Consider the following 22,265-nt stretch of genomic DNA (forward strand, 5'->3'; position numbering starts at 1 on the left):
GGTTTTATGATAATGTAATTTTGTATTTTTCTTCAATTATTGAAATTGTTTTCACTGGTAATTGTTGTCCAATTTGAAAAACTTTTTCAATGAAATCAATACTTTCATCTACCGATGTGTTTTCATCTTTCAAGTGGCTTGCAAAATGATTGGTAATTTTTTGAATAATTCTGCTGCTAATTAATTCTGCTTGTTCTTCATCAAAATTAGATAGTTTTTTTCGTTGAAAATTCAATTCATTAGCAGCAATATCATTCAATTTTGCTTTCAATGCGTGGATTGTTGGTGCGTGTTTACGGCCATTCATCCAAATATTAAATTCCATTTTGATGTCTTCAATAATTGCTTCGGCAGCTGGAATATGTTGTTTTCTTCGTTCCAAAGTATCATCGGTCATTTGTGATAAATGATCCATGTGAATTAAAGTTACGCCTTCCAAATCCCTTACATTTTCGTGTACATTTTTTGGAATCGATAAATCCAGAATTAGAATTGGTTTTTTCAAATTCAAAATTGCTTTGTCAATTGTAGGATTTTGAGCGCCAGTCGCCACTACAACAACATCGGCTTTTTGAAGTTCAAGATGTAATTCTGCATAATCTTTGACTATCAAATTTAGTTTTCCTGCTAATTTTTCGGCCTTGTCTTTGGTACGATTAATTAAGGTAATTTGCTCGTTTTTAGTATGTTTTACTAAATTTTCGCAGGTGTTTCTTCCGATTTTTCCAGTTCCAAAAAGCAGAATATTTTTGTTTCCAATATTCTCAACATTTTTAATAATATATTGAACAGATGCAAAAGAAACTGATGTTGCACCAGAACTGATTTCGGTATCGGTCTTAATTTTTTTACTGGCTTGAATCACTGCATTTATTAATCGGTCTAAATAGGTATTTATTAATCCAAACGCTCTTGATTCTGCAAAGCTTACTTTTATTTGGCTTATAATTTCAAAATCTCCAAGAATTTGACTGTCTAATCCTGTTCCTACTTGAAAAATATGATTTATTGCTTCTTGACCTTTAAACACAAAACCAACTTCTTGAAAGGCTTCAACGGTTCCGTTACTGTTTTCGCAAATTAATTTTATCAATTGAAATGGGTGTTCCGCAAATCCGTAAATCTCAGTTCTATTGCAAGTTGATGTCACTATTAAACTTTCAATTCCTTCTAATTTTGCTTGTTCAAGCAAACGAGTTTTGGCAGCGGCATCTAAACTGAATTTCCCTCTAATTTCGGCATCCGCTTTTTTATAGCTTAATCCTACAGAATAAAAATAGAGCTGTTTCGATTGATTATTTTTCATATATTCACTTTATAAAAAGTTTGACAAAATTATAATTATAGTTTTTATAAAAACAACGCTTAAAGGACTAATTGTGTCGCTATGAGAATTTTTGTTTCTAAATCGTTACTTTTGCATAAAAACAGCTATTTTTGTAATGAAATTAGGTTGTTTGGAGTTCTTAATTTAGAGTCATTCTAAATAAAACGATTTATTAATTATTTCTTTTTTAATTAAAAAATACCGCTATGGGTTCTCAAGAAATTATAAAAATTGAAGATGATTTTATTCTAATTCGTTTTCAAAATGATGAAAATGAAGTGTTTCAAGTGGAAAAACAAATAAGTCAAGGACTTATTCAATTTCATTTTGGAATCAAAGGGAAAGCAAAATTTATTTTTAATCAAGGTAATTATACCTTGGATTTGAAAGAAGAAAAATCGTTATTGCTTTATAATCCGCAGAAAGAATTGCCATTAAATTTAATATTAGAACCTCAAACTTGGGTAATTTCTGTAATAATTTCTATCAAAAAATTTCACGCTTTATTTTCTACAGAAGCCAGTTATATTCCTTTTTTAAGTGGTGAAAATCAAGATAAAAAATATTATAACGAAAGTGATATTAGTCCTTCAATGGCAATTGTATTGAGCCAATTGTTTCATTATAATTTACATCCAAATATTAAAAACCTATATTATAAAGGAAAAGGATACGAATTATTGAGTTTGTATTTCAATCGTTCCGAAGATCCTGATGCCGAGCAATGTCCGTTTTTGATTGACGAAGAAAATGTAATGAAAATTAAAAAAGCTAAGGAAATTGTAATTGCAAATATGGTAGAACCGCCGGGTTTACAAGAATTAGCCGACCAAGTAGGATTGAATTTAAAGAAATTGAAAATGGGTTTCAAACAAATTTATGGCGATACTGTTTACGGGTTTTTGTTTGATTACAAAATGGATTGCGCCCGAAAATTATTAGACAGCGGTTCCTATAATGTAAACGAAGTAGGTTTAAAAATTGGCTACAGCACGGGAAGTCATTTTATTGCTGCTTTCAAAAAGAAATTTGCAACGACACCAAAAAAATATCTGATGGCAATTAATCCAAACACATAATCACATCGAATTGATTGTGAACAAGCATTAAAAAATAGTTAATCGCAAATAATAAAAAGTAAGTTTGAATTACTTTTATGCAAAAAATAAATAAAATGAAAGGTGTATTATTAGTCAATTTAGGTTCTCCAGAAAGTCCAACTGCAAAAGATGTTAAGCCATATTTGGATGAGTTTTTAATGGATAAATACGTAATTGACGTTCCGTTTTTGTTGCGAGCTTTATTGGTTCGCGGAATTATTTTACAAACAAGACCAAAAAAATCAGCTGCCGCTTACGCCAAAATTTGGTGGGAAGAAGGTTCGCCATTAGTAGTGATTTCGCAAAGAATGCAGAAGAAAGTTCAGGCACAAACTACAACTCCTATTGCATTGGCGATGCGTTACGGGAAAATGTCAATCCTGAAAGGACTTCAAGAATTGAAAGACAAAGGCGTTGATGAAGTTTTGTTATTTCCTTTATATCCGCAACACGCGATGGCTTCCACAACTACCATTTTAGAATTGGCAGAAGAGCATAGAAAAAAGTATTTTCCTGAGATGAAATTCACAATTGTTCCTGCGTTTTATAACAAACCGGATTACATTACAAGTTTGGGAAATTCTATCAAAAAGCATTTGGAAAACTACGATTATGATCATTTATTGTTCTCGTATCATGGGATTCCGGAGCGCCATATTCGTAAAACCGACATTACAAAATCACATTGCAAAATTGATGGTTCTTGCTGCAACACGCCTTCGCCAGCGCACGAATTTTGTTATCGCCACCAATGTTATGAAACTACAAAACAGGTTGTGAAATATTTAGGGATTCCAGAAGGAAAATACAGTCAAACGTTTCAATCGAGATTGGCTGGAGACAAATGGTTGACACCATATACCGATGTGGAAGTGAACAAAATGCCCGAAAAAGGAATTAAGAAATTAGCGGTTGTAACACCTGCATTTGTCTCGGATTGTTTGGAAACATTGGAAGAAATTGCGATGGAAGCTAGTCACGAATTTAAAGTGCATGGAGGCGAAAATTTTATGGCAATTCCTTGTATGAACGATGGCGATGAATGGTGTCAAACCGTTGGAAATTGGATTAAAAATTGGGCAAAATAAGAATGTTTAAAGTCTAAGGTTTAAAATTGTATAACATGCTAAAACCTTAAACTCTAAACTTTAAACAAAAAATAAATGGACTACTACAACTGCCTAAAATCGCTTCATCTTATCTTTGTAATCACTTGGTTTGCAGGACTTTTTTATATTGTGCGCCTTTTTGTTTACCAAATTGAAGCCAACGACAAACCATCTCCTGAAAAGGAAATATTGCAAAATCAATATAAGATAATGACGTATCGATTGTGGTACATTATCACTTGGCCAAGTGCCATTTTAGCAAGTATTTTTGCTTATTGGATGCTGTTTTTTACAGATATTGGAAAGGCGTGGTTGCTAATGCCTTGGATGCACATGAAATTAGGATTTGTGTTTTTATTGTATTTGTACCATATTAAGTGCCACCAAATGTATTTGCAATTGCAAAAAGGGGAAGTAAAACACAGTTCCAATTTTATGCGTTTGTGGAATGAAGGGGCAACCATAATTTTGTTTGCGGTAGTGTTTTTGGTCATTCTAAAAAATGCAGTCAATTGGATTTATGGTGTACTCGGGATTTTTATATTTGCAATTACAATTATGTTAGGATTCAAAATGTACAAACGAATTCGAGAAAAAAATAGTGAGTAGTAATCGGATTTCAGAGTTCAGTTATTAACCCTGAACGAAATACTGAATCTGCTACTGAACACGGATTACTAATTACTGAACACTTTCTACATGAGCTTTAAAATGTCAATGCTTTCACTTCGAACAAGGATTTTCCTGTCGATGATTGTATTGGTTTTGATTGCTTCGATTTTAATGGCTTCCATTTCAATAATTCAGTTTAAAAATGAATCCAAAGAATACCACCAAGAACGATTAGAACGTAAAGAAATGGCAATAAATGAACATATAAATTATGTTCTTTCCAATACAACTTATCCACTTTCAACCAATAATTTAGACTTGATTTTTAAAGATAAAATCCACGAATTATCTCAAATTCACGGATTAGAAATCAATATTTTTGGTTTGGATGGGAAGTTATTAAAATCATCAAAAGCCTCTTTTTCTGTTGACACTATTGCACCCCCAATTCCAAAATACATATTAAAATTGGTGCAATCTTCTATCGAAAAAAGATATGTTGACATCAAAAATATTGACGGCGTAAAAAACCGCTCTTCTTATAGTATTATTAAAGACGAAAAATTCAAACCGCTTGGAATTTTGAATATTCCGTATGTGGAAGATGATAGTTTTTATGAAACCGAACTTCAAAATTTCTTAATCAAATTGGGGCAGGTTTATGCATTTATGCTGATAATTGCATTTGGATTGGCTTATTTTCTTTCCACTTATATTACAAAATCATTAAAAACAATTTCCGATAAATTAAACGAAACAAGTTTGGTTCAAAAAAACGAGAAAATTGTTTTGGAGGCCAACAGCAAAGAAATCAATTTATTGATAAAAGCCTATAATGGAATGGTTGATGAACTGGAAGAAAGTGCCATAAAATTAGCACAAAGCGAGCGGGAAGAAGCGTGGCGAGAAATGGCAAAACAGGTTGCGCACGAAATTAAAAATCCGCTTACGCCAATGCGATTAACGGTGCAAAGTTTCCAACGAAAATTTGATGCAAATGACCCAGATTTAAAACAAAAATTGAACGATTATTCCAAAACATTAATTCAGCAAATTGACACGATGAGTTCGGTAGCATCCGCATTTTCAAATTTTGCATCGATGCCGGCGCAACAAAATGAAACGCTAAATGTGGTAAATGTTGTCGAGTTGACGCTTGATATTTTCAACGAAGAATATATTGTTTTTGAAAGTGAAGAAGAAGGCATAATTTCAAAAATGGATCGTGCACAATTGATTCGTGTGATTACCAATTTAGTGAAAAATGCCATTCAATCTATTCCTGAAAATCAAAATGAAAAATCAATATTGGTTTCGGTTAGAAAAGAAGAAAATAATGTTTTAATACTTGTAAAAGACAATGGAATTGGTATTGAACCTGAAAATATTGACAGAATATTTGAACCTAAATTCACAACAAAAAATAGCGGAATGGGATTAGGATTGGGAATTATTAAAAACATAATTGAAAATTACAAAGGAACAATTACCTTTGAAACAGAATTTGGAAAAGGCGCAACATTTACCGTTTCGCTTCCAATAATTAACTCATAAATTCGCAAAAATGAACTACGAAAATATTTTAGTTACTACAGAAATAAACAGCGCAACGGTTACCATTAACCGACCAACAAAATTGAATGCGTTGAATAAAACTACTATTTTAGAATTGCATGAAGCCTTAAGAAAATTAGAAATCAACAAAGAAATTCGAGTTATCATTCTAACAGGAAGTGGCGATAAAGCGTTTGTTGCGGGTGCAGATATTTCTGAATTTGCAAATTTTTCCGTGACTGAAGGCGCTGAATTAGCAGAGCAAGGACAAGCACTTTTATTTGATTTTATCGAAAATTTAGGAACGCCAGTAATTGCCGCAGTCAATGGATTTGCACTTGGTGGAGGATTAGAATTGGCAATGTCTTGTCATTTTAGAGTTGCTTCTGAAAACGCAAAAATGGGATTGCCAGAAGTTTCACTTGGTGTAATTCCAGGTTACGGAGGCACACAAAGATTGCCGCAATTAGTTGGAAAAGGAAAGGCAATGGAAATGATTATGTCTGCGGGAATGTTAACTGCGGATGAAGCAAAAGCCTATGGTTTAGTGAATTATGTTGTGCCACAAGCAGAACTTTTAGAATTCTGTAATAGCATCGGACAAAAAATCGCAAGAAATTCGCCGGTAGCAATCAGCCAAGCGATAAAAGCAATTAATGCCAATTTTAAAGACGGCATGAATGGGTATAAAACAGAAATTGAGGCATTTGGTAAATGCTTTGGAACAGCAGATTTCAAGGAAGGAACAACCGCATTTTTAGAAAAGAGAAAGCCAAATTTTAAAGGATTATAGGAAGAAAAAATTATTTTTCTCCATCCCATTCAGCATAAAATTGTGATAAAAAAGATTCCATAAAATGATGTCTTTGCGTTGCAATTTCTTTTCCAGTTTTGGTATTCATTTTATCTTTCAAAAGCAACAATTTTTCATAGAAATGATTGATTGTTGGTGCCTCTGAATTTTTATATTGCTCTTTGCTCATGTGTAGATTTGGAGCAATATTTGGATTGAATAAGATTCTATTTTTGAAACCCCCATAATTGAAAGTTCGTGCAATTCCGATGGCGCCAATAGCGTCTAAACGATCGGCATCTTGAACAATATCAAGTTCTAATGAGTGAAAATTTTTGATACCATTTCCGCCTTTAAAGGAAATATTTTCTATGATATTGATAACGTGTACAATTGTATTTTCAGAGACATTTTCACTTTCTAAAAACAATCTTGCTTTTTTTGGACCCACAGTTTCATCGCCATTATGAAATTTGCTGTCGGCAATATCGTGAAGTAATGCACCTAATTTCACCACTAAAATATCACAATCTTCCCCATTTGCAATCAACAATGAATTATTATAAACTCTTTGGATATGAAACCAATCATGCCCGCCTTCAGCATTTTCAAGTTCTTGTTTTACAAATTTAATTGTTGCATTTATTAAATCTGGGTTTGTCATAATGGGATTGTTTAATTAAAAAATGTTGAATTTCAAAAGCATACTTCAAAACTCAACATTTAAAAATTATATATAATAAAACATTAAATTCTCGCTGGTTCTACCCATTTGAAAATTTGAGATTCTTGTGGAATGATTAATCTTTCCGAAATTTTCATCATTCTACCAGGTAATTTCATCAAATAATCACGCGCTTTTTCGGCTTCATCTGTTAAACTTGAAATTTTATCAATTTCCCATTTATCAATTAATTTTTGCATAATATCTACATAATCACTTGCTGTATAAACACCAATTCTTTGTGCAGAATCTGAAAAATGTTCAAATGCAGAACTCATTTTTTCGCCAGATTCTCTCAAAAATTGTGCTGGCATAACGATTTTTTGTTTCATCATATATTGAAAAGCCAACATCATTTCACTTGGATCTACTTGGAAAATACGGTTCACAAATTCGCTATAAGCGTGGTGGTGACGCATTTCATCACCCGCAATCATTTTGCAAATCTTAGACAATTTATTATCGCCATACGTTTTTGCCAATTGTGCCACACGATTGTGAGAAACATAAGTCGCTAATTCTTGAAAACTGGTGTAAACAAAATTCTTGTAGGGGTCTCTTCCTGTTCCAATATCGAAACCATCATTTATCAAATGTTGCGTGGTCATTTCAACTTCACGCATGTTCACGCGACCCGATAAATAAAGGTATTTACTCAACAAATCTCCATGGCGATTTTCTTCACCAGTCCATTGACGAATCCATTTTGACCAGCCGTTAGCTTCCACTTGATCAATTCCTTCCACGTCCATTAACCAAGATTCATACGTTGGCAAAGCTTCTTCGGTTATGGTATCGCCCACTAAAGTTACCCAGAAATCGTAAGGTAAATCTTTTGCAATTTCACGTAATTCTTTAACTTCTTCATAGAAATTTTCCGATTGAGAATTAGGTAAAAAATCGGTAGGTTGCCAAATTTTTTCAACAGGGATTAAATATTGATCGACAAAAGTATCGACATTTTTTTCAAGAAATTGCATCACTTCAAGACGCATGTTTTTTATTGACATAATTAATTAAGGGTTTGGATTTTATAGTTTTAATACCTCAAGACTATAAAATCAATTTATTTATGTTTTTATATTTGTAATTATTATTTCTTCCACTTTATTTGTTAAATCCTCAATATCAGAATTCTTAACAGGAATTGCATTGTGAACTACAAAGGTAATTCGATTTCCAAGACCATAAGGCAAAAAGCCAAATTTAACAAATTTCCAAGAATTGTTAATCGTAATTGGAACAACAAATGCAGAAGGGGAATATTTACATAAAATTTTTAAGCCGCTTTTCGCAAATTCTTTCGGTTTTCCAGTTTTAGTTCGCGTTCCCTCAGGGAAAATTACCGCAGAACGATTTGTTTTTTCAATATATTGAGATAATTCTTTGATAATAGAAATGGCTTGTTTTGGATCATTTCTATCAATTAACACGGAACCTCCGTGATTTAAATTATAGGAAATACTTGGAATCCCTTTGCCCAATTCTTTCTTACTTACAAATTTAGGGTGGAATTTTCTCAAAAACCATATTATTCCGATGATATCGTATAAACTCTGATGATTGGAGACAAAAATAATTGGAACTCCTTCGGGAATGGATTCTCTATTTTCAATTTTATAGCGAGTTCCTAACAGATGTCCGATTCGCAAAAGAATAAAATTGAGATAATCGACACTTTTTTTATGAGCTTGGTATCCAAATAAATTGAAGCAAATCCACTGAATTGGATGAAAAATAACTATGGTTAGCAAAAACAAGAGTAAGCTAATTATAGATATTGGATACGATATTATTTTTTCCATTGCTGTAAAATTGCGGTCAAAAGTACGAAATATTTATTTTGTAGTGGTTTTTTTACACAAAGACAAAATTCTTTATTAAAACACTTCTTATAACTTCGGAAAAAAGAACTATTTTTACTAAAAATAAGTGTAACTAAATGAAAGCAAAGATGAGTTCGGAAAAAGAAAAAGCAAATCCAGAAAAAGAAGCCAAGCTAAAAGCCCTTCAACTTACATTAGATAAATTAGATAAAACCTACGGAAAGGGAACCGTAATGAAAATGGGCGATAAGGCCGTTGAAGAAGTGGAAACCATCTCTTCAGGTTCATTAGGACTCGATTTAGCATTAGGCGTAAACGGTTATCCAAGAGGAAGAGTTATTGAAATATATGGCCCAGAATCTTCAGGAAAAACAACCTTAACCTTGCACGCAATTGCAGAAGCTCAAAAGGCTGGTGGAATTGCAGCTTTTATTGATGCGGAACACGCTTTCGATAGAACGTATGCAGAAAAATTAGGCGTTGATATTGAAAATTTAATCATTTCGCAACCTGATAATGGGGAACAAGCACTTGAAATTGCTGAGAATTTAATTCGTTCGGGCGCAATTGATATTGTAGTAATTGACTCTGTTGCCGCATTGACACCAAAAAGTGAAATTGAAGGCGAAATGGGTGATTCAAAAATGGGATTACACGCCCGTTTGATGTCGCAAGCCTTGAGAAAATTAACTGGAACTATCAGTAAAACAAATTGTACCGTATTCTTTATCAATCAGTTGAGGGAGAAAATCGGAGTTATGTTTGGTAATCCAGAAACAACAACTGGAGGAAATGCCTTGAAATTTTATGCTTCTGTTCGTTTGGATATTCGTCGATCAACTCAAATAAAAGATGGCGATAATGTTATTGGAAACAGAACAAAAGTGAAAGTCGTTAAAAATAAAGTGGCGCCACCTTTCAAAGTAGCAGAATTTGATATTATGTACGGTGAAGGAATTTCTAAAACTGGCGAAATATTAGATTTGGCAGTTGAATTTGAAATTATCAAAAAAGCAGGTTCTTGGTTCAGTTATGGCGAAACCAAATTAGGACAAGGTCGCGATGCAGTGAAATCGTTAATCAAAGACAATCCAGAAATGGCAGACGAATTAGAACAAAAAATTAAAGATAGAATTAAAGAAAATAACGCTTAAATTCAGAAACTGCTCAAGAAATTGGGCGGTTTTTTTATTTATTAAGGTCTAAAAGTTGCTTGTGAATTATCGACCAAGCGTGTTCTTTAACTTCTCGGATATCTTTTTTGTTTTCAATAGTTTTTCCATTTGTATAAATAAAAGGATGCACTTTTGCTCTCATAATTCCGAGACTTCCACTGAAAAAAGTATAGGACATTCGTTTTTTATTATCGGCAAAAGTAATTGGCACAATTGGAATTTGATGTTCAATTGCCAATCTAAAAGCACCATCTTTAAAATCGTCCAAAACAATAGATTCATCTAAGGGAACGCCGCCTTCAGGGAAAATACAAATACTTAAGCCTTGATTTAATCTTTTTTGAGCACGGTTAAAAACTTCCATTCGGCTTCTCGTACTACTTCTATCTACTAAAATACACGTACGTTTGTAGAAAAATCCGAACAATGGAATCTTCGATAATTCTTTTTTACCAACAAATACAAACGGATGTTTTGAAACTACAAGCATCAACATAATATCCGTCATCGAAGTGTGATTGGCAACCAACATATAGCTTTTATTGGGTTCCATTTCCTGCTCTCGTTCAATTTTATAATAAAATCCAGTTCCAATAAGAATTACTTTTGCCCAAATTCGAGCCATTATAAAAAAGTAGGGATACCATTTTTCTTTAAGTATAGAAATCAATAAAAACGGAAACATTATAATGATAGGAATTCCCAACATGATGTAAAACCAAATTCGCCAAAGAAGCCAAAAAATGTTTTTTATTAATTTCATATTGTCAAAAATACACAATTAGCTGTTATTTTTAATACAAAGGTTTAACTTTGCGATAAATAAAAAACAATGTCAAAGATTTTAACAGGCATACAAAGCACAGGAACTCCTCATTTAGGAAATTTATTAGGCGCAATAATCCCAGCGATTGAATTGTCAAATAAACCCGAAAACGAATCGTTTCTTTTCATTGCCGATTTACATTCTATCACTCAAATAAAAGACGGTGCTACTTTAAGAGCGAACACTTATAGTACCGCCGCTGCTTGGTTGGCGTGTGGATTAAACGTTAAAAAAGTGATTTTTTATCGCCAATCCGATGTACCACAAACGGCAGAATTATCTTGGTATTTGAGTTGCTTTTTTCCTTTTCAAAGGTTGACATTGGCACATTCATTCAAAGACAAATCCGACCGTTTAGAAGATGTAAATGCAGGATTATTTTCTTATCCAATACTTATGGCAGCTGATATTTTGTTGTATGATGCCGAATTTGTTCCTGTTGGAAAAGACCAATTGCAACACATTGAAATTACTCGTGATGTTGCGGCTCGTTTCAATCATCAAATGGGGGAAACTTTCGTTTTGCCAGAATCGTATATTCAAGAAGACACCAAATATGTTCCAGGAACGAATGGTGGAAAAATGAGTAAATCTGCGAATAATATCATCAATATTTTTTTAGATGATAAGGCTTTACGCAAGCAAATTATGGGAATTGAAAGTGATAGCACGCCTTTAGAAGCACCTAAAAATACAGAAACGTGTAACATTTTTGCAATTTATAAATTATTAGCTGACGAAAATCAAATTCAAAAAATGGTTTCTAATTATGCTAATGCAAATGCCAATTATGGATATGGTCACGCCAAACAAGACCTGTTTGAATTGATTACAGAGAAATTCAAAACCGAACGGGAAAAATACAATTACTATATGAGTAATTTACCAGAAATTGAATACGAATTGTTTCAAGGTGCCGAAAAAGCAAAGGCTGTTGCCAATGGCGTTTTGCGAAGAGTTAGAGAAAAATTAGGTTTTAGTTTCTAAATTGCCTCAAATAATTTCCCCGGCAAAGGTCGAATTACGCCTTTTAATTCCATATTTAATAACATTCCCGAGATTTTATAAATCGGAAAATCACATTCTAATGCAATAATATCAAGGATTTCTTTTCCTGATTTTAGTAGGTAATCGTATATTTTTTGTTCGTCATTTTCTAAAGTTACAAATAATTGTTTTTGAACTGGTTTTTTGTCATTGCGAGAATTCGAGGCAATCCCTTCTAAATCCCAATTCAAAATATATACAATATCTGCAGCACTTGTCAGCAAATTAGCCCTTTGAGTTTTGATTAAATTATTACACCCTTGGCTGAATTTATCTGATGTTCTTCCAGGAACTGCAAAAACATCCCGGTTGTAGTCATTGGCTAAATTCGCGGTGATTAACGACCCCCCTTTTTCGGCAGATTCAATTACAATTGTGGCTTCCGACATTCCTGCAACGATTCGATTTCGTTTTACAAAATTTTCTTTTTCGGGATTGGTTCCGCTCCAAAATTCAGTCATAAAACCACCATTTTTTTCCATTTTTGAAACGTATTTTTTATGTACACTGGGATAAATTTGGTCTAAACCGTGAGCAACTACGCCAATAGTTTGCAAATCGTGTTCCATTGCAGCTTGATGTGCCACAATGTCAACTCCATACGCAAAACCACTTATGATTATTGGATTCAAAGGTGCTAAATCGGAAATTAATTTTTTGCAGAATTCGGTTCCTTGTGAAGTAATTTGTCGCGTTCCAACAATACTAATTATTTTTCTGGTTTTGAAATCAATATTTCCCGAAGTGAATAATAAAAGTGGGCCGTCAATACAATGTTTTAAACGTTCTGGATAATTATCATCTTGAAAAAAAGCAACATTGATTTCATTGTTTTTTATGAATTTTAATTCAGCTTCTGCTTTCTCAAAAATGGATTTATTTTTTAATTTTGAAAGTAAAACAGTACCAATTCCGTCAATAGAAGACAATTGTGACGACTTGGTTTTGAAAATAGTTTCGGCATTTCCACAGTGGGAAATTAGTTTTTTAGCAACAATATCGCCAACTCCTTCTACTTTTTGTAAGGCTAATAAATAAAATAATTCGGTTTCGTTCATGGCAAATATTTCAATCTGAAATATATGCATTTTTTTGCAAATTGTTAATAAAAAATGTGAATAAAATTTTGATACCTCTTTTGATTGTATAACTTTGTTATTATGAATTTAGAACTTTACATTTCACAGCTTTTATATCGGTATCAATGTGTTACGATTCCAGGTTTTGGTGCTTTTTTGACCGAAATTCAATCGGCGCAATGGCACGAAAAAACCAATGGATTTTATCCGCCCAAGAAATTGATTTCGTTTAATTCCTTTTTGAAAAATAACGACGGGTTATTAGCAAATCATATTGCTAAGAACGAAAAAAGTAACTATGAAACTGCCGTTGGTTCCATCGAAATTGAAGTTACAAAGTGGAAAAATGCTTTGCAATTTCAAAATACAATTGCGTTAAAAAATATTGGTGAACTTTCGTTAAATTCAGAAAAAAAAATAGTTTTCTCTCCTTATGACCAACCGAATTATTTGTCAAATTCTTTCGGTTTGAGTGCAATAATTGCTCCTTCAATTAAAAGAGAAGTACTTCAACACGTTTTTGAAACCATTGAAGAAAGTGAAGTAATTCAATTGATTGCTGAGAAAAATTCAGGACGCACCTATTTAAAATATGCAGCGATTATCGTTTTATCGCTATCGTTTACTGGAATAATGGGTATTAAATTATACCAAGACAAAGTTGCCGCAGATACTTTAATTGTTGAAAAAGCGGTGCAAGAACAAGTACAAAATAAAATTCAAGAAGCTACATTTTTTATTGAAAGTCCATTGCCAGCAGTAACTTTAACGGTTAAGGAAGAAAAAATGCCGTATCACGTTGTTGCGGGGTCATTCAGACTTGAAGAAAATGCAGAAAGAATATATCAAAAATTAAGTAAAGAAGGTTTCAAAGCGAGAAGATTAGCTCCAAATAATCACGGTTTATTTCCTGTCCTTTATGGAAGTTATCCAACATTTGAAGAAGCACAAAAGGCAAGAGTTGAAATTCAAAAAAATCAAAATCCCGATGCTTGGGTGCTAATTGAAGAAATATAAATAAAAAAATCCCGATACTATCGGGATTTTTTATAAAATGAAAGTAGTAAGTATAATTAAGAGTCGTATTTTAAAATAGGGGATTTATTGTAATAGACTGATCGTATCTAGTTTTTACTATTTTGAGACTTTTGACTTTACAACATTAAAACTCTCAACTTACTTAAGTACCTTTGTAAAAAAAAATCATGCATCCAAAACATCCTTCAGAATCCTTGACCATTTTAACCGATTTGGTATTACCGAGCGAGACTAACCCGTTAAACAACCTTTTTGGGGGAGAATTATTAGCAAGAATGGACCGAGCTGCAAGTATTTCGGCACGGAGACATTCCCGAAGAATAGCAGTTACAGCCTCTGTAAATCACGTAGCTTTCAATCGCGCAATTCCTTTGGGAAGCGTAGTTACGGTTGAAGCAAAAGTTTCCAGAAGTTTTAAAAGTTCCATGGAAATTTATATTGATGTTTGGGTTGAAGACCGGGAAACCGGAAGTAGAAGCAAAGCCAATGAAGCCATTTATACCTTTGTAGCTGTAGATGATTCTGGACGACCTGTTGAAGTACCACAAATTATTCCTGAAACTGAATTAGAAAAAGAACGTTTTGATGCTGCCTTAAGAAGAAAACAATTGAGCTTGGTTTTGGCTGGAAAAATGAAACCTAGTGATGCCACCGAATTAAAAGCATTGTTTGTGTAAATAAATATGCTTCAAGGGACTCCATTTTTTTACATATTAAATAACCAACCACTTGGATTAGAATAAGTTGTATTTTGAGAAATGGTAAATTTTATAATTGTTTTACCAGTATCGCCGTTGGTTCTAACTCTTCCGATGGTTTGTTTTATAGAAACTTTATCTCCTTTGCTCACAGAAACGGAACTTAAATTTTGATACACCGTGAAAAAATCTCCATGCTGAATCATAACCGCAGTATTTACAGGGGAAAAAACCATTACGCTGGTCACAATTCCTCCAAAAACCGCTCTTGCATTTGCACCTTTCTCGGTTTCAATATCTACACCGCTATTTTTTATTGTTAAGGTTTTGAATTCTGGATGCGGATGTTCGCCATAAGCAGAATAAACACTCCCTTTTTCAACGGGCCACGGTAACCTTCCTTTATTCGCTTTAAAATTATCGGCAATGATTTTTCCTTCGGCAGTTAAAACAATTTTTGATGATGATTCTATCGCTTTTGTTTCGGCGACAACAGCCTCTTTAGTTGGAATTTTAGTGCTGCTTGGCGATGCTTTTCTATTTGCATCTGCCGCTTTTCTATTGGCTTCAGCTGCTTTTCTGTTGGCTTCCGCAATTGCTTCCCGAATTAAACGGTCAATTTTTTGATCGATTGCTCTTGTTTCTTGTTGCTTTTTCTTTATTTCAGCACTATATTTCTTCTTGTCTTTTTTAATTGAATTTACTAAAATTTCTTGCTCTTGTTTCTCTTTTTGAAGCGCCAAACGTTCTTTTTCGTTTTCTTCAATCAATTTTTGTTTGGCTGTTTTTTGAACAACTAATTTTCCATTATAAACCGTAAGTTCCTCCGATTTGTCTTTTATTTCAACTCCTTGCGTTTTTCTGTAGCTTGCATATTGCTTCATATATTGCGCTCTTTTATAGGCTTGCAAGAAATTTTCTGACGACAATAAAAACATTGCCCGACTTTGCTCCGATCGACTTTTATAGGATTTCACAATCATTGCAGCATAATCTTCTTTAAGAATTTCTAATTCTCTATTGAGTTTGTTTATTTGCAACTGATTAATATACATGTCATTACTAAGTAATTTAGTTTGCTTTTCAGTAGTATTAATTAATTTCTCTTTAAGTTTTATCTTATTTCCCTGAATTATAATTATATTGGTAACTGATTTTTCTTTTTTCTTGGTTTCTTGTAATAATTCTTCGTTTTCACGAATTTCTCTTTGGATTTGAGCCTTACGTTCTTCCAATTTTTGCTGCTGATCTTCCTGACCCCAAATGGAAGAAGTCATACAGATAATTAATAAACTAAAAATAAATTTTGACATATTGGAGCTATATTTATGCAAATCTAATTAATAAAAACTCTTTCGTACGATTCTGGAACAGAATATGGAAAAGAAAGGTCTTCATTAAAAGAAACAGAATTATAATTGATATTAATATTTGTTTTTCCTGATTTTTGAATGGCTTCAATAGCGATTCGCAATGGCAAGAATGCTTCCGAAGCTTCTTTGCGTTCGGGATAACTAACTTGCAACATACGACCTTGTGCTGATTGCGAAATTTCCTGTTTTTTAACCAAAAAAGTATCACTTCCCAAGTAGAATGTCTTTTTAATTCCCGCGTTTGAACTGATTGATAATTTATATAATTTATCTTCTAATATTGTATCGTATTCTCCAATTTTCAAATCATCAAATGGCTCTCCAATTAACATATTTTGAACTTTCTGAAAATCTAAATCAGTGCCTAACCATTGGCTTAAAGCGGCATAATTTCCTTCGAAATAACTGCCATTTATTTTTTCATAATACTGAACTTTGTCAGGCGTGATTAACACTTTTGCCATTGTAAACCCAAGGAAACGAATGCTAATTAATATTTTTTCGTCTTTCTTAACTTTAATTTCTGCCGTTACATTTTGAGATTGTTTATCGTCTTTATAACTCGCACTCGATTTGATATATAAAGTAGAAAAACTCATTTTATCATTGTAATGCTTTTCTATAATTTTTTCTGATGTTAGCTCCTTATTTGAATTCTTTTCAACAAACAAAACCTTTTTGGCTGTGCAAGAAAACAGAACAAAAATTGAGGCTAAGCCAATGTATTTTTTCATTATTTTTTTTGTTTTAAAGCATTTTCAGCTTTAGAGAAATAAAATTCTTTCTTCTTCAAATCGCCTAATCCACTGTAGGAATCCCCTAATTGTATGTCGAAATTTATTTCCAATTCTGTATTTTCAATTATAAAATCCAATCCTGTTTCAAGTATTTCTTTTGCTTTTTTAAATGCTCCTCTTTGATTTAATGCCAATCCTGAGTAATAATAAAATTGCGGTTGTGTTGGATATATTTGCAACAAGGCATCCGTTTTCTTTTCTATAACGTCAAATTGCCCTTTTTCAGTATAACATTCTAACAAAAGTAATGCCGTTTCTATATCATCAGGGTTTTTATTGGTTTGTATTTCATAGAATCGTATGGCTTTGTCCCAGTTTTTTTTATTGTGATAGAATTTTCCTAATTCTTTTGCAACTTGAACATCTTTATCGTTATCAAAGTAAGAAACTGCTTTTTCCAAATCTCCATCAAATTGCGGTTTGTCACTTATAAATAAGATGAATTCATTCAACATTCTATGTTTGATTTTGCTGTCAATCTTTGGACTTGCCAAAACAAAATTCATAGCTTTAACTACATTTTCTCCTTCATTATTATTTAAATATAATTTAAACAAACTCACTTGTGCCCAATCAGAATTTGGAATTGCAATTTCTAATTTCTTAGCAATTTCATGCGCTTTTTCTTCTTGGTTGTTTTCATTGTATAAAAAAATCAAGGAAACATAATTCGATTCTTCCTTGGGATTTTTCTTTATTTGTTCCATTAAATTATTGCGTTCCGAACTCTGGTATTTTGAATCTTGAAGGATTTGAGCTTTATAATTTTCGCGTAATTCCAATTTTCCAACGGCATCGTTCAACTCATTTATCAAATCCAATGCTTTGTCAAATTGTTGCGTATTCATATATAATGACACCAATTCTTCTTTGTATTCTTTTTTGAATTCTACCAATTTTATAACAATTGGAATTGCCTTTTCAAAATCTTTGGTTTCATAACAAACATCGTACATTCCAACCCAAAACCATCTGTTTTTAGCGTCAATTTTTGTAGCGCTTTCAAAAGAATCGTAAGCCTTTTTATATTCTTTTTGTGCTAAATAATTTTTTCCTATTTCAAAATAAATAGTGGCATTTTCAGGTTGAATTTTCAGACATTTTTCTAATTCAATAATGGCTTTATCATAATTTTCTATTCCTTTTTGTTTTAAGGATTCAAAGAAAGAATCTTGAAAATCGTCTTTTGCCAATGCAACATCTTCTGGCTCAGTTTGTGCCAAAAGAGAAGTTGGATTGCAAAGCAAAAGCGAAAAAAGGACTAAAAAAACTGACTTTTTCATCATTATATTTATTCTAAAACAGAGTAATCTCCAATACTAATGCTTGTGAAATTTCCGTCAAAACTAGCGTGACTTCCTATCATTGCGTTGTCTAAATTAGCATTTTTTATTGTAGAATGGTTCTGTACCAAACTATTTTTTAACGTTGCGTTTTCCACCAAACAGCCGTTTCCTAAAGAAACATTTGGACCAACCGTTGCGTTTTTCAAGGTTACGTTTTCACCTATATAACAAGGCGGAATGATTGTTGAATTTTCTAATTTTACACCGAAATCAACCAAATGTTCTCCATCGTTATGCAAAAAACCTAACATTCTTGAATTCGTTTCAACAGTTACATTTTTGTTGCCACAATCCATCCATTCATCAACTTTTCCAGGCACAAATTTCATGCCTTTTGCCATCATTTGTTTAATTCCATCGTTAATTTGATATTCGCCACCATGAATAATATTGTTGTCTAAAACGGCTTGAAGTTCTGTTTTTAAAACGGCAACATCCTTGAAATAGTATATTCCAATTACCGCTAAATCAGAAACAAATTCTTTTGGTTTTTCTACTAATTCAATTATTTCGTTGGCTTTGTTAAGACTAATTACCCCAAATTCTTGGGGTTGATCTACTTGTTTTACCCAAATTACACTATCGGCAGTTGCGTCTAATTCAAAGTCGGCACGAATTAAAGTATCCGCATAAGCAATAACGGCAGGACCACTCAAAGAATCTTTGGCGCACATTATTGCGTGACCCGTTCCTAAAGCTTCATTTTGATAATATATAGTACCTTTTGCTCCGAGTTTTTGGGCAATTGCAATTAATTCTTCTTCAACTTTTTTTCCAAAACTTTCGTGAATGATAAAAGCAACTTCTTCAATTTTTTGATTTAAAACGCCTGCAATATCTTCAACCAAACGATGTACGATTGGTTTTCCTGCTATTGGAATTAGTGGTTTTGGAACCGTAAATGTGTGTGGACGAAGACGTGAACCACGACCTGCCATTGGTACTATTATTTTCATTTTGTTGTCATTGCGAGGAATGAATTAATCTCATCCTCTTGTTAATTTATTTTTTATTCAACCGCAAAGTTCACAGAGTTTTACGCAAAGTTCACGAAGGTTATATTATTAATTTTTAGACACAGATTATACGGATTAAACTGATTTTTACGGATTTTTATTTGATACTTTTTACGAATTCCATTCCAAGCCCCCCTTTGGCAACACATAATTCCACATTTTTTCCAACTCTCAATTCATTCCATATGATTTCATTTGTTGTTAATCTTTCATATGTTTTATTTATTTCTACATATAAAAAATATTGATGGGTTTTATATGTTGACTCAGCTAATTCTAAAACTTTAAAATTACCACAGTTAATTTCTCCAACATTTACTGTTCTATTATACAAATTAGCCGAAGCAGGAAACCCAAAAATAAATAACCCGAATATTATTCCGTTGACAAAATTATTTGTGTTCTTATTAATTGAAATTATCGGTATTTTTTTATTTAAATATAATGAAAATATAATTGCTAATATTAAGCCAACTATTGAGAAAGTAATAAATAAAATTGTACCATGAAAATTATTATCCATTTCGTTAATTTCCATAGAAGAAATAAGAGCAATAATCATAAAAAAATAACAAAGAATATTTATTCTTCTTATTTTCTTTTTTTCAATTTCAGTTAAACTTTTTGGATGTTTTTTATTATAACTTATCATTATCGTTTCTTACTTATCGCTTATTAGATTTTACTTAACTCCCGTACTTCCAAAACCGCCTTCTCCTCTTGATGTTTCCGACAATTCTTGGACTTCAATCCATTCTGCACGTTTGTGTTTTGCGATGATGAGCTGTGCAATTCTTTCTCCATTTTCGATAATGAAAACTTCGTTGGATAAATTTACTAAAATTACTCCAATTTCTCCTCGATAATCGGCGTCAACAGTTCCTGGTGAATTGAGAACGGTGATTCCTTTTTTGGCTGCTAATCCGCTTCTTGGTCTAACTTGCGCTTCAAAACCGATTGGTAATTCTATGAAAAGCCCTGTTTTTACGATGGTTCTTTCCAATGGATTTAAGGTTATGGATTCGGATAAATTGGCACGCAAATCCATTCCTGCCGAGGCAATGGTTTCGTAATTTGGCAAATCGTGTTGTGATTTGTTGATGATGTTTATTTTCATTTTTTTCATTTTTGGTAGGGACAGCTCGCGAGCTGTCCGTACATGTGTTCATCCGTGCACATTTTCAGTAATTATTTTCGTTTTAAAATTTTGTTCAATGTTTCTTTTTCGTTATAGTATATAAAATACAAAAATGTTAGCAATAACGAGATTCCGACGAAGTAATTTTCACGGAAATAATAGAATGAAATAATAGAAAACAGGATAGATAATCCTAAATAACCACTGATTTTTTTCATGTCGTAGGGAATTGGATAGTATTTATTTCCGAGAAAATAGGAAATTCCCATCATAGTTCCGTAGGCAGCAATTGTGGCGATAGCAGAGCCGAAATAGCTCATCGTTGGGATTAATAAAAAGTTCAAAACCAGCGTTACGATTGCTCCGACGATGGAAATATAGGCACCGATATAGGTTTTATCGATCAGTTTGTACCAGACGGATAAATTGGTATAAATCCCGAGGAAAAAGTTCGCCAAAATGATTAGCGGAACGACTTTCATAGCTTCCCAATAGGAAGAATCACGTATCATAAAATATTTGAAAATATCGGCAAAAACGATTACGGACAACAAAATAAATGATCCAAAAATGACGAAATATTTAGTTATTGTGGCATACGTTTGCGGCGCATTTTCGTTCTTGGCGTGACTGAAAAAGAAAGGTTCGATTCCTAAAGTATAAGCGGTTCGGTATAAAACCATAAACAATCCGAGCTTGTAACAGGCGGAATAAACGCCAACTTCGGCATCTGCGATATTGGCGGGAAGAAATTTTCCCAATAAAATTTTGTCGGATTGTTCGTTGATGGCAAAGGCGATTCCGGCTATCATTATTGGCAATCCGTAGCGCATCATTCGTTTCCAAAGATTGAAATCGAAATTCCAATTTACGTGAAAATAATTCGGCGAAAGTGCTATAAATGTTAGTAAACTTGCAATGATATTTGAAACAAAAATATAGCCAACTTCAAAATTTTCGGTGTATAACGACCCCAGAAAACTATCAGGATTTGCTTGAGCGATTTTGGGTAAATAAATTAAAAAGAAAACGTTTAAAGTAAGGTTAACCACTACATTTCCAATTTTTATTATAGCATAAACCATTGGTTTTTGATAGGCTCGAAGTTTAGAAAAAGGCACGATTACTAAGGCATCTAAGACTAAAATCCAGATGGTATAAATGATGTATTGCACATCGATTCCTGATAATTCGGCGAGGTAATTTTTTAGTAATAAAGCAGGAAAAAGAAAGAGTAGCGTTGACCAAAATATGGAAACTGTGGTCGTTTCGATTACTGCTTTTTTATCGGTTTCATTGTTGTAAAACCTGAAAAAAGTGGTTTCCATTCCGTACGCCAAAATCACGTTGAAAAAAATCATCCAAGCAAAAATAATGGTGACTTTTCCGTAGGCTGCTTTTGGAAGCAAATCGGTGTAAAGTGGCACTAACAAAAAGCTGAACATTCGCGGCAATACCGTTGCAAGTCCATAAATGGCTGTTTGTTTGAAAAGATTTTTATATAAACTCAAAATTGCTTTTTATGATTTGAAAGTAACAAAAATAAGTATTTTTTGGTGGTTTTTGTCTATTCATACTTAATCATTGGAATTTCTTTGATATTGCTACATCTATAAAAATAGGTTTTGTTGTTATTTTTAAATGTATATCCGTTTTTAATCATACTCCTGTAATACTTGCTATCACT

The 22,265-nt window shown here is 32.8% G+C and carries 22 protein-coding genes; 9 read left to right on the plus strand and 13 right to left on the minus strand.

What is annotated here, in order from left to right:
- Positions 1-4: 4 nt before the first annotated feature.
- Positions 5-1,306, minus strand: coding sequence for a glutamyl-tRNA reductase (hemA, locus tag AC9UEH_RS03955; protein WP_509528634.1), 1,302 nt, complete (start codon positions 1,304-1,306; stop codon positions 5-7).
- Positions 1,307-1,533: 227 nt separating this feature from the next.
- Here hemA and AC9UEH_RS03960 point away from each other — a divergent pair, with 227 nt between their 5' ends.
- From AC9UEH_RS03960 to AC9UEH_RS03980, 5 genes are all read left to right on the plus strand, one after another.
- The gene (locus AC9UEH_RS03960) at positions 1,534-2,406 is read left to right on the plus strand and encodes an AraC family transcriptional regulator (protein ID WP_509528636.1); all 873 of its coding nucleotides are present in this window, start codon (positions 1,534-1,536) and stop codon (positions 2,404-2,406) included.
- Between the two features lie 95 nt (positions 2,407-2,501).
- A complete protein-coding gene (hemH, locus tag AC9UEH_RS03965) occupies positions 2,502-3,515 on the plus strand; it encodes a ferrochelatase (RefSeq protein ID WP_509528675.1) in 1,014 nt (337 codons plus the stop codon).
- Positions 3,516-3,590: 75 nt separating this feature from the next.
- Positions 3,591-4,145, plus strand: coding sequence for a CopD family protein (locus AC9UEH_RS03970; protein ID WP_509528638.1), 555 nt, complete (start codon positions 3,591-3,593; stop codon positions 4,143-4,145).
- A gap of 141 nt (positions 4,146-4,286) precedes the next feature.
- A complete protein-coding gene (locus tag AC9UEH_RS03975) occupies positions 4,287-5,702 on the plus strand; it encodes an ATP-binding protein (protein WP_509528677.1) in 1,416 nt (471 codons plus the stop codon).
- Positions 5,703-5,712: 10 nt separating this feature from the next.
- Positions 5,713-6,495, plus strand: a complete 783-nt coding sequence (locus AC9UEH_RS03980) for an enoyl-CoA hydratase/isomerase family protein (RefSeq protein WP_509528640.1) — start codon at positions 5,713-5,715, stop codon at positions 6,493-6,495.
- A gap of 10 nt (positions 6,496-6,505) precedes the next feature.
- On the opposite strand, the gene AC9UEH_RS03985 is transcribed toward AC9UEH_RS03980, so the two are convergent.
- From AC9UEH_RS03985 to AC9UEH_RS03995, 3 genes are all read right to left on the minus strand, one after another.
- Positions 6,506-7,159 (minus strand): HD domain-containing protein, encoded by a 654-nt coding sequence (locus AC9UEH_RS03985; RefSeq protein WP_509528642.1) that lies wholly within the window; start codon positions 7,157-7,159, stop codon positions 6,506-6,508.
- An 83-nt stretch (positions 7,160-7,242) separates the two neighbouring features.
- On the minus strand, positions 7,243-8,229 hold the full coding sequence (locus tag AC9UEH_RS03990) for an acyl-ACP desaturase (protein ID WP_509528644.1): 987 nt from the start codon (positions 8,227-8,229) through the stop codon (positions 7,243-7,245).
- A gap of 60 nt (positions 8,230-8,289) precedes the next feature.
- Entirely contained in the window at positions 8,290-9,024 is a 735-nt protein-coding gene (locus AC9UEH_RS03995) for a lysophospholipid acyltransferase family protein (RefSeq protein WP_509528646.1), read from the minus strand.
- Positions 9,025-9,161: 137 nt separating this feature from the next.
- Between AC9UEH_RS03995 and recA the strand changes: the two genes are divergently transcribed.
- Complete coding sequence (recA, locus tag AC9UEH_RS04000; protein WP_509528648.1) at positions 9,162-10,199, plus strand: recombinase RecA; 1,038 nt, start codon at positions 9,162-9,164, stop codon at positions 10,197-10,199.
- Positions 10,200-10,233: 34 nt separating this feature from the next.
- Here the strand turns inward: recA and AC9UEH_RS04005 are convergent, their stop codons facing one another.
- The gene (locus AC9UEH_RS04005; protein WP_509528650.1) at positions 10,234-10,983 is read right to left on the minus strand and encodes a lysophospholipid acyltransferase family protein; all 750 of its coding nucleotides are present in this window, start codon (positions 10,981-10,983) and stop codon (positions 10,234-10,236) included.
- Positions 10,984-11,052: 69 nt separating this feature from the next.
- On the opposite strand from AC9UEH_RS04005, the gene trpS reads away from it, so the two are divergent.
- Positions 11,053-12,033 carry a tryptophan--tRNA ligase gene (trpS, locus tag AC9UEH_RS04010; protein ID WP_509528652.1) on the plus strand — a complete coding sequence of 327 codons (981 nt, stop codon included), beginning with the start codon at positions 11,053-11,055 and terminating at the stop codon, positions 12,031-12,033.
- On the opposite strand, the gene dprA is transcribed toward trpS, so the two are convergent.
- Positions 12,030-13,151 (minus strand): DNA-processing protein DprA, encoded by a 1,122-nt coding sequence (dprA, locus tag AC9UEH_RS04015; RefSeq protein WP_509528654.1) that lies wholly within the window; start codon positions 13,149-13,151, stop codon positions 12,030-12,032. The two genes, trpS and dprA, sit on opposite strands and share 4 nt — an antisense overlap.
- Positions 13,152-13,253: 102 nt before the next feature.
- On the opposite strand from dprA, the gene AC9UEH_RS04020 reads away from it, so the two are divergent.
- Together AC9UEH_RS04020 and AC9UEH_RS04025 are read left to right on the plus strand one after the other, a co-directional pair.
- Positions 13,254-14,189 carry an HU domain-containing protein gene (locus tag AC9UEH_RS04020; protein ID WP_509528656.1) on the plus strand — a complete coding sequence of 312 codons (936 nt, stop codon included), beginning with the start codon at positions 13,254-13,256 and terminating at the stop codon, positions 14,187-14,189.
- Between the two features lie 188 nt (positions 14,190-14,377).
- The gene (locus AC9UEH_RS04025; protein ID WP_509528658.1) at positions 14,378-14,887 is read left to right on the plus strand and encodes an acyl-CoA thioesterase; all 510 of its coding nucleotides are present in this window, start codon (positions 14,378-14,380) and stop codon (positions 14,885-14,887) included.
- A gap of 29 nt (positions 14,888-14,916) precedes the next feature.
- Here the strand turns inward: AC9UEH_RS04025 and AC9UEH_RS04030 are convergent, their stop codons facing one another.
- The 7 genes from AC9UEH_RS04030 to AC9UEH_RS04060 form a co-directional block, all read right to left on the minus strand.
- The gene (locus AC9UEH_RS04030) at positions 14,917-16,221 is read right to left on the minus strand and encodes a murein hydrolase activator EnvC family protein (RefSeq protein WP_509528660.1); all 1,305 of its coding nucleotides are present in this window, start codon (positions 16,219-16,221) and stop codon (positions 14,917-14,919) included.
- A 23-nt stretch (positions 16,222-16,244) separates the two neighbouring features.
- Positions 16,245-17,015, minus strand: coding sequence for a lipoprotein insertase outer membrane protein LolB1 (lolB1, locus tag AC9UEH_RS04035; protein ID WP_509528662.1), 771 nt, complete (start codon positions 17,013-17,015; stop codon positions 16,245-16,247).
- Positions 17,015-18,364: a tetratricopeptide repeat protein gene (locus tag AC9UEH_RS04040; protein ID WP_509528664.1), complete on the minus strand. Its 1,350-nt coding sequence runs from the start codon at positions 18,362-18,364 to the stop codon at positions 17,015-17,017. The genes lolB1 and AC9UEH_RS04040 overlap by 1 nt, the downstream gene beginning before the upstream one ends.
- Before the next feature lie 5 nt (positions 18,365-18,369).
- On the minus strand, positions 18,370-19,380 hold the full coding sequence (locus tag AC9UEH_RS04045) for a sugar phosphate nucleotidyltransferase (RefSeq protein ID WP_509528667.1): 1,011 nt from the start codon (positions 19,378-19,380) through the stop codon (positions 18,370-18,372).
- 157 nt (positions 19,381-19,537) lie between these two features.
- Positions 19,538-20,092 (minus strand): hypothetical protein, encoded by a 555-nt coding sequence (locus AC9UEH_RS04050; protein WP_509528669.1) that lies wholly within the window; start codon positions 20,090-20,092, stop codon positions 19,538-19,540.
- Positions 20,093-20,122: 30 nt separating this feature from the next.
- Positions 20,123-20,557: a dUTP diphosphatase gene (gene dut / locus AC9UEH_RS04055; RefSeq protein ID WP_509528671.1), complete on the minus strand. Its 435-nt coding sequence runs from the start codon at positions 20,555-20,557 to the stop codon at positions 20,123-20,125.
- 71 nt (positions 20,558-20,628) lie between these two features.
- Positions 20,629-22,089 carry a lipopolysaccharide biosynthesis protein gene (locus tag AC9UEH_RS04060; protein WP_509528673.1) on the minus strand — a complete coding sequence of 487 codons (1,461 nt, stop codon included), beginning with the start codon at positions 22,087-22,089 and terminating at the stop codon, positions 20,629-20,631.
- Between the last annotated feature and the right edge of the window lie 176 nt (positions 22,090-22,265).

It is taken from the genome of Flavobacterium sp. (genome assembly GCF_040402835.1).
Classification (GTDB): Bacteria; Bacteroidota; Bacteroidia; order Flavobacteriales; family Flavobacteriaceae; genus Flavobacterium.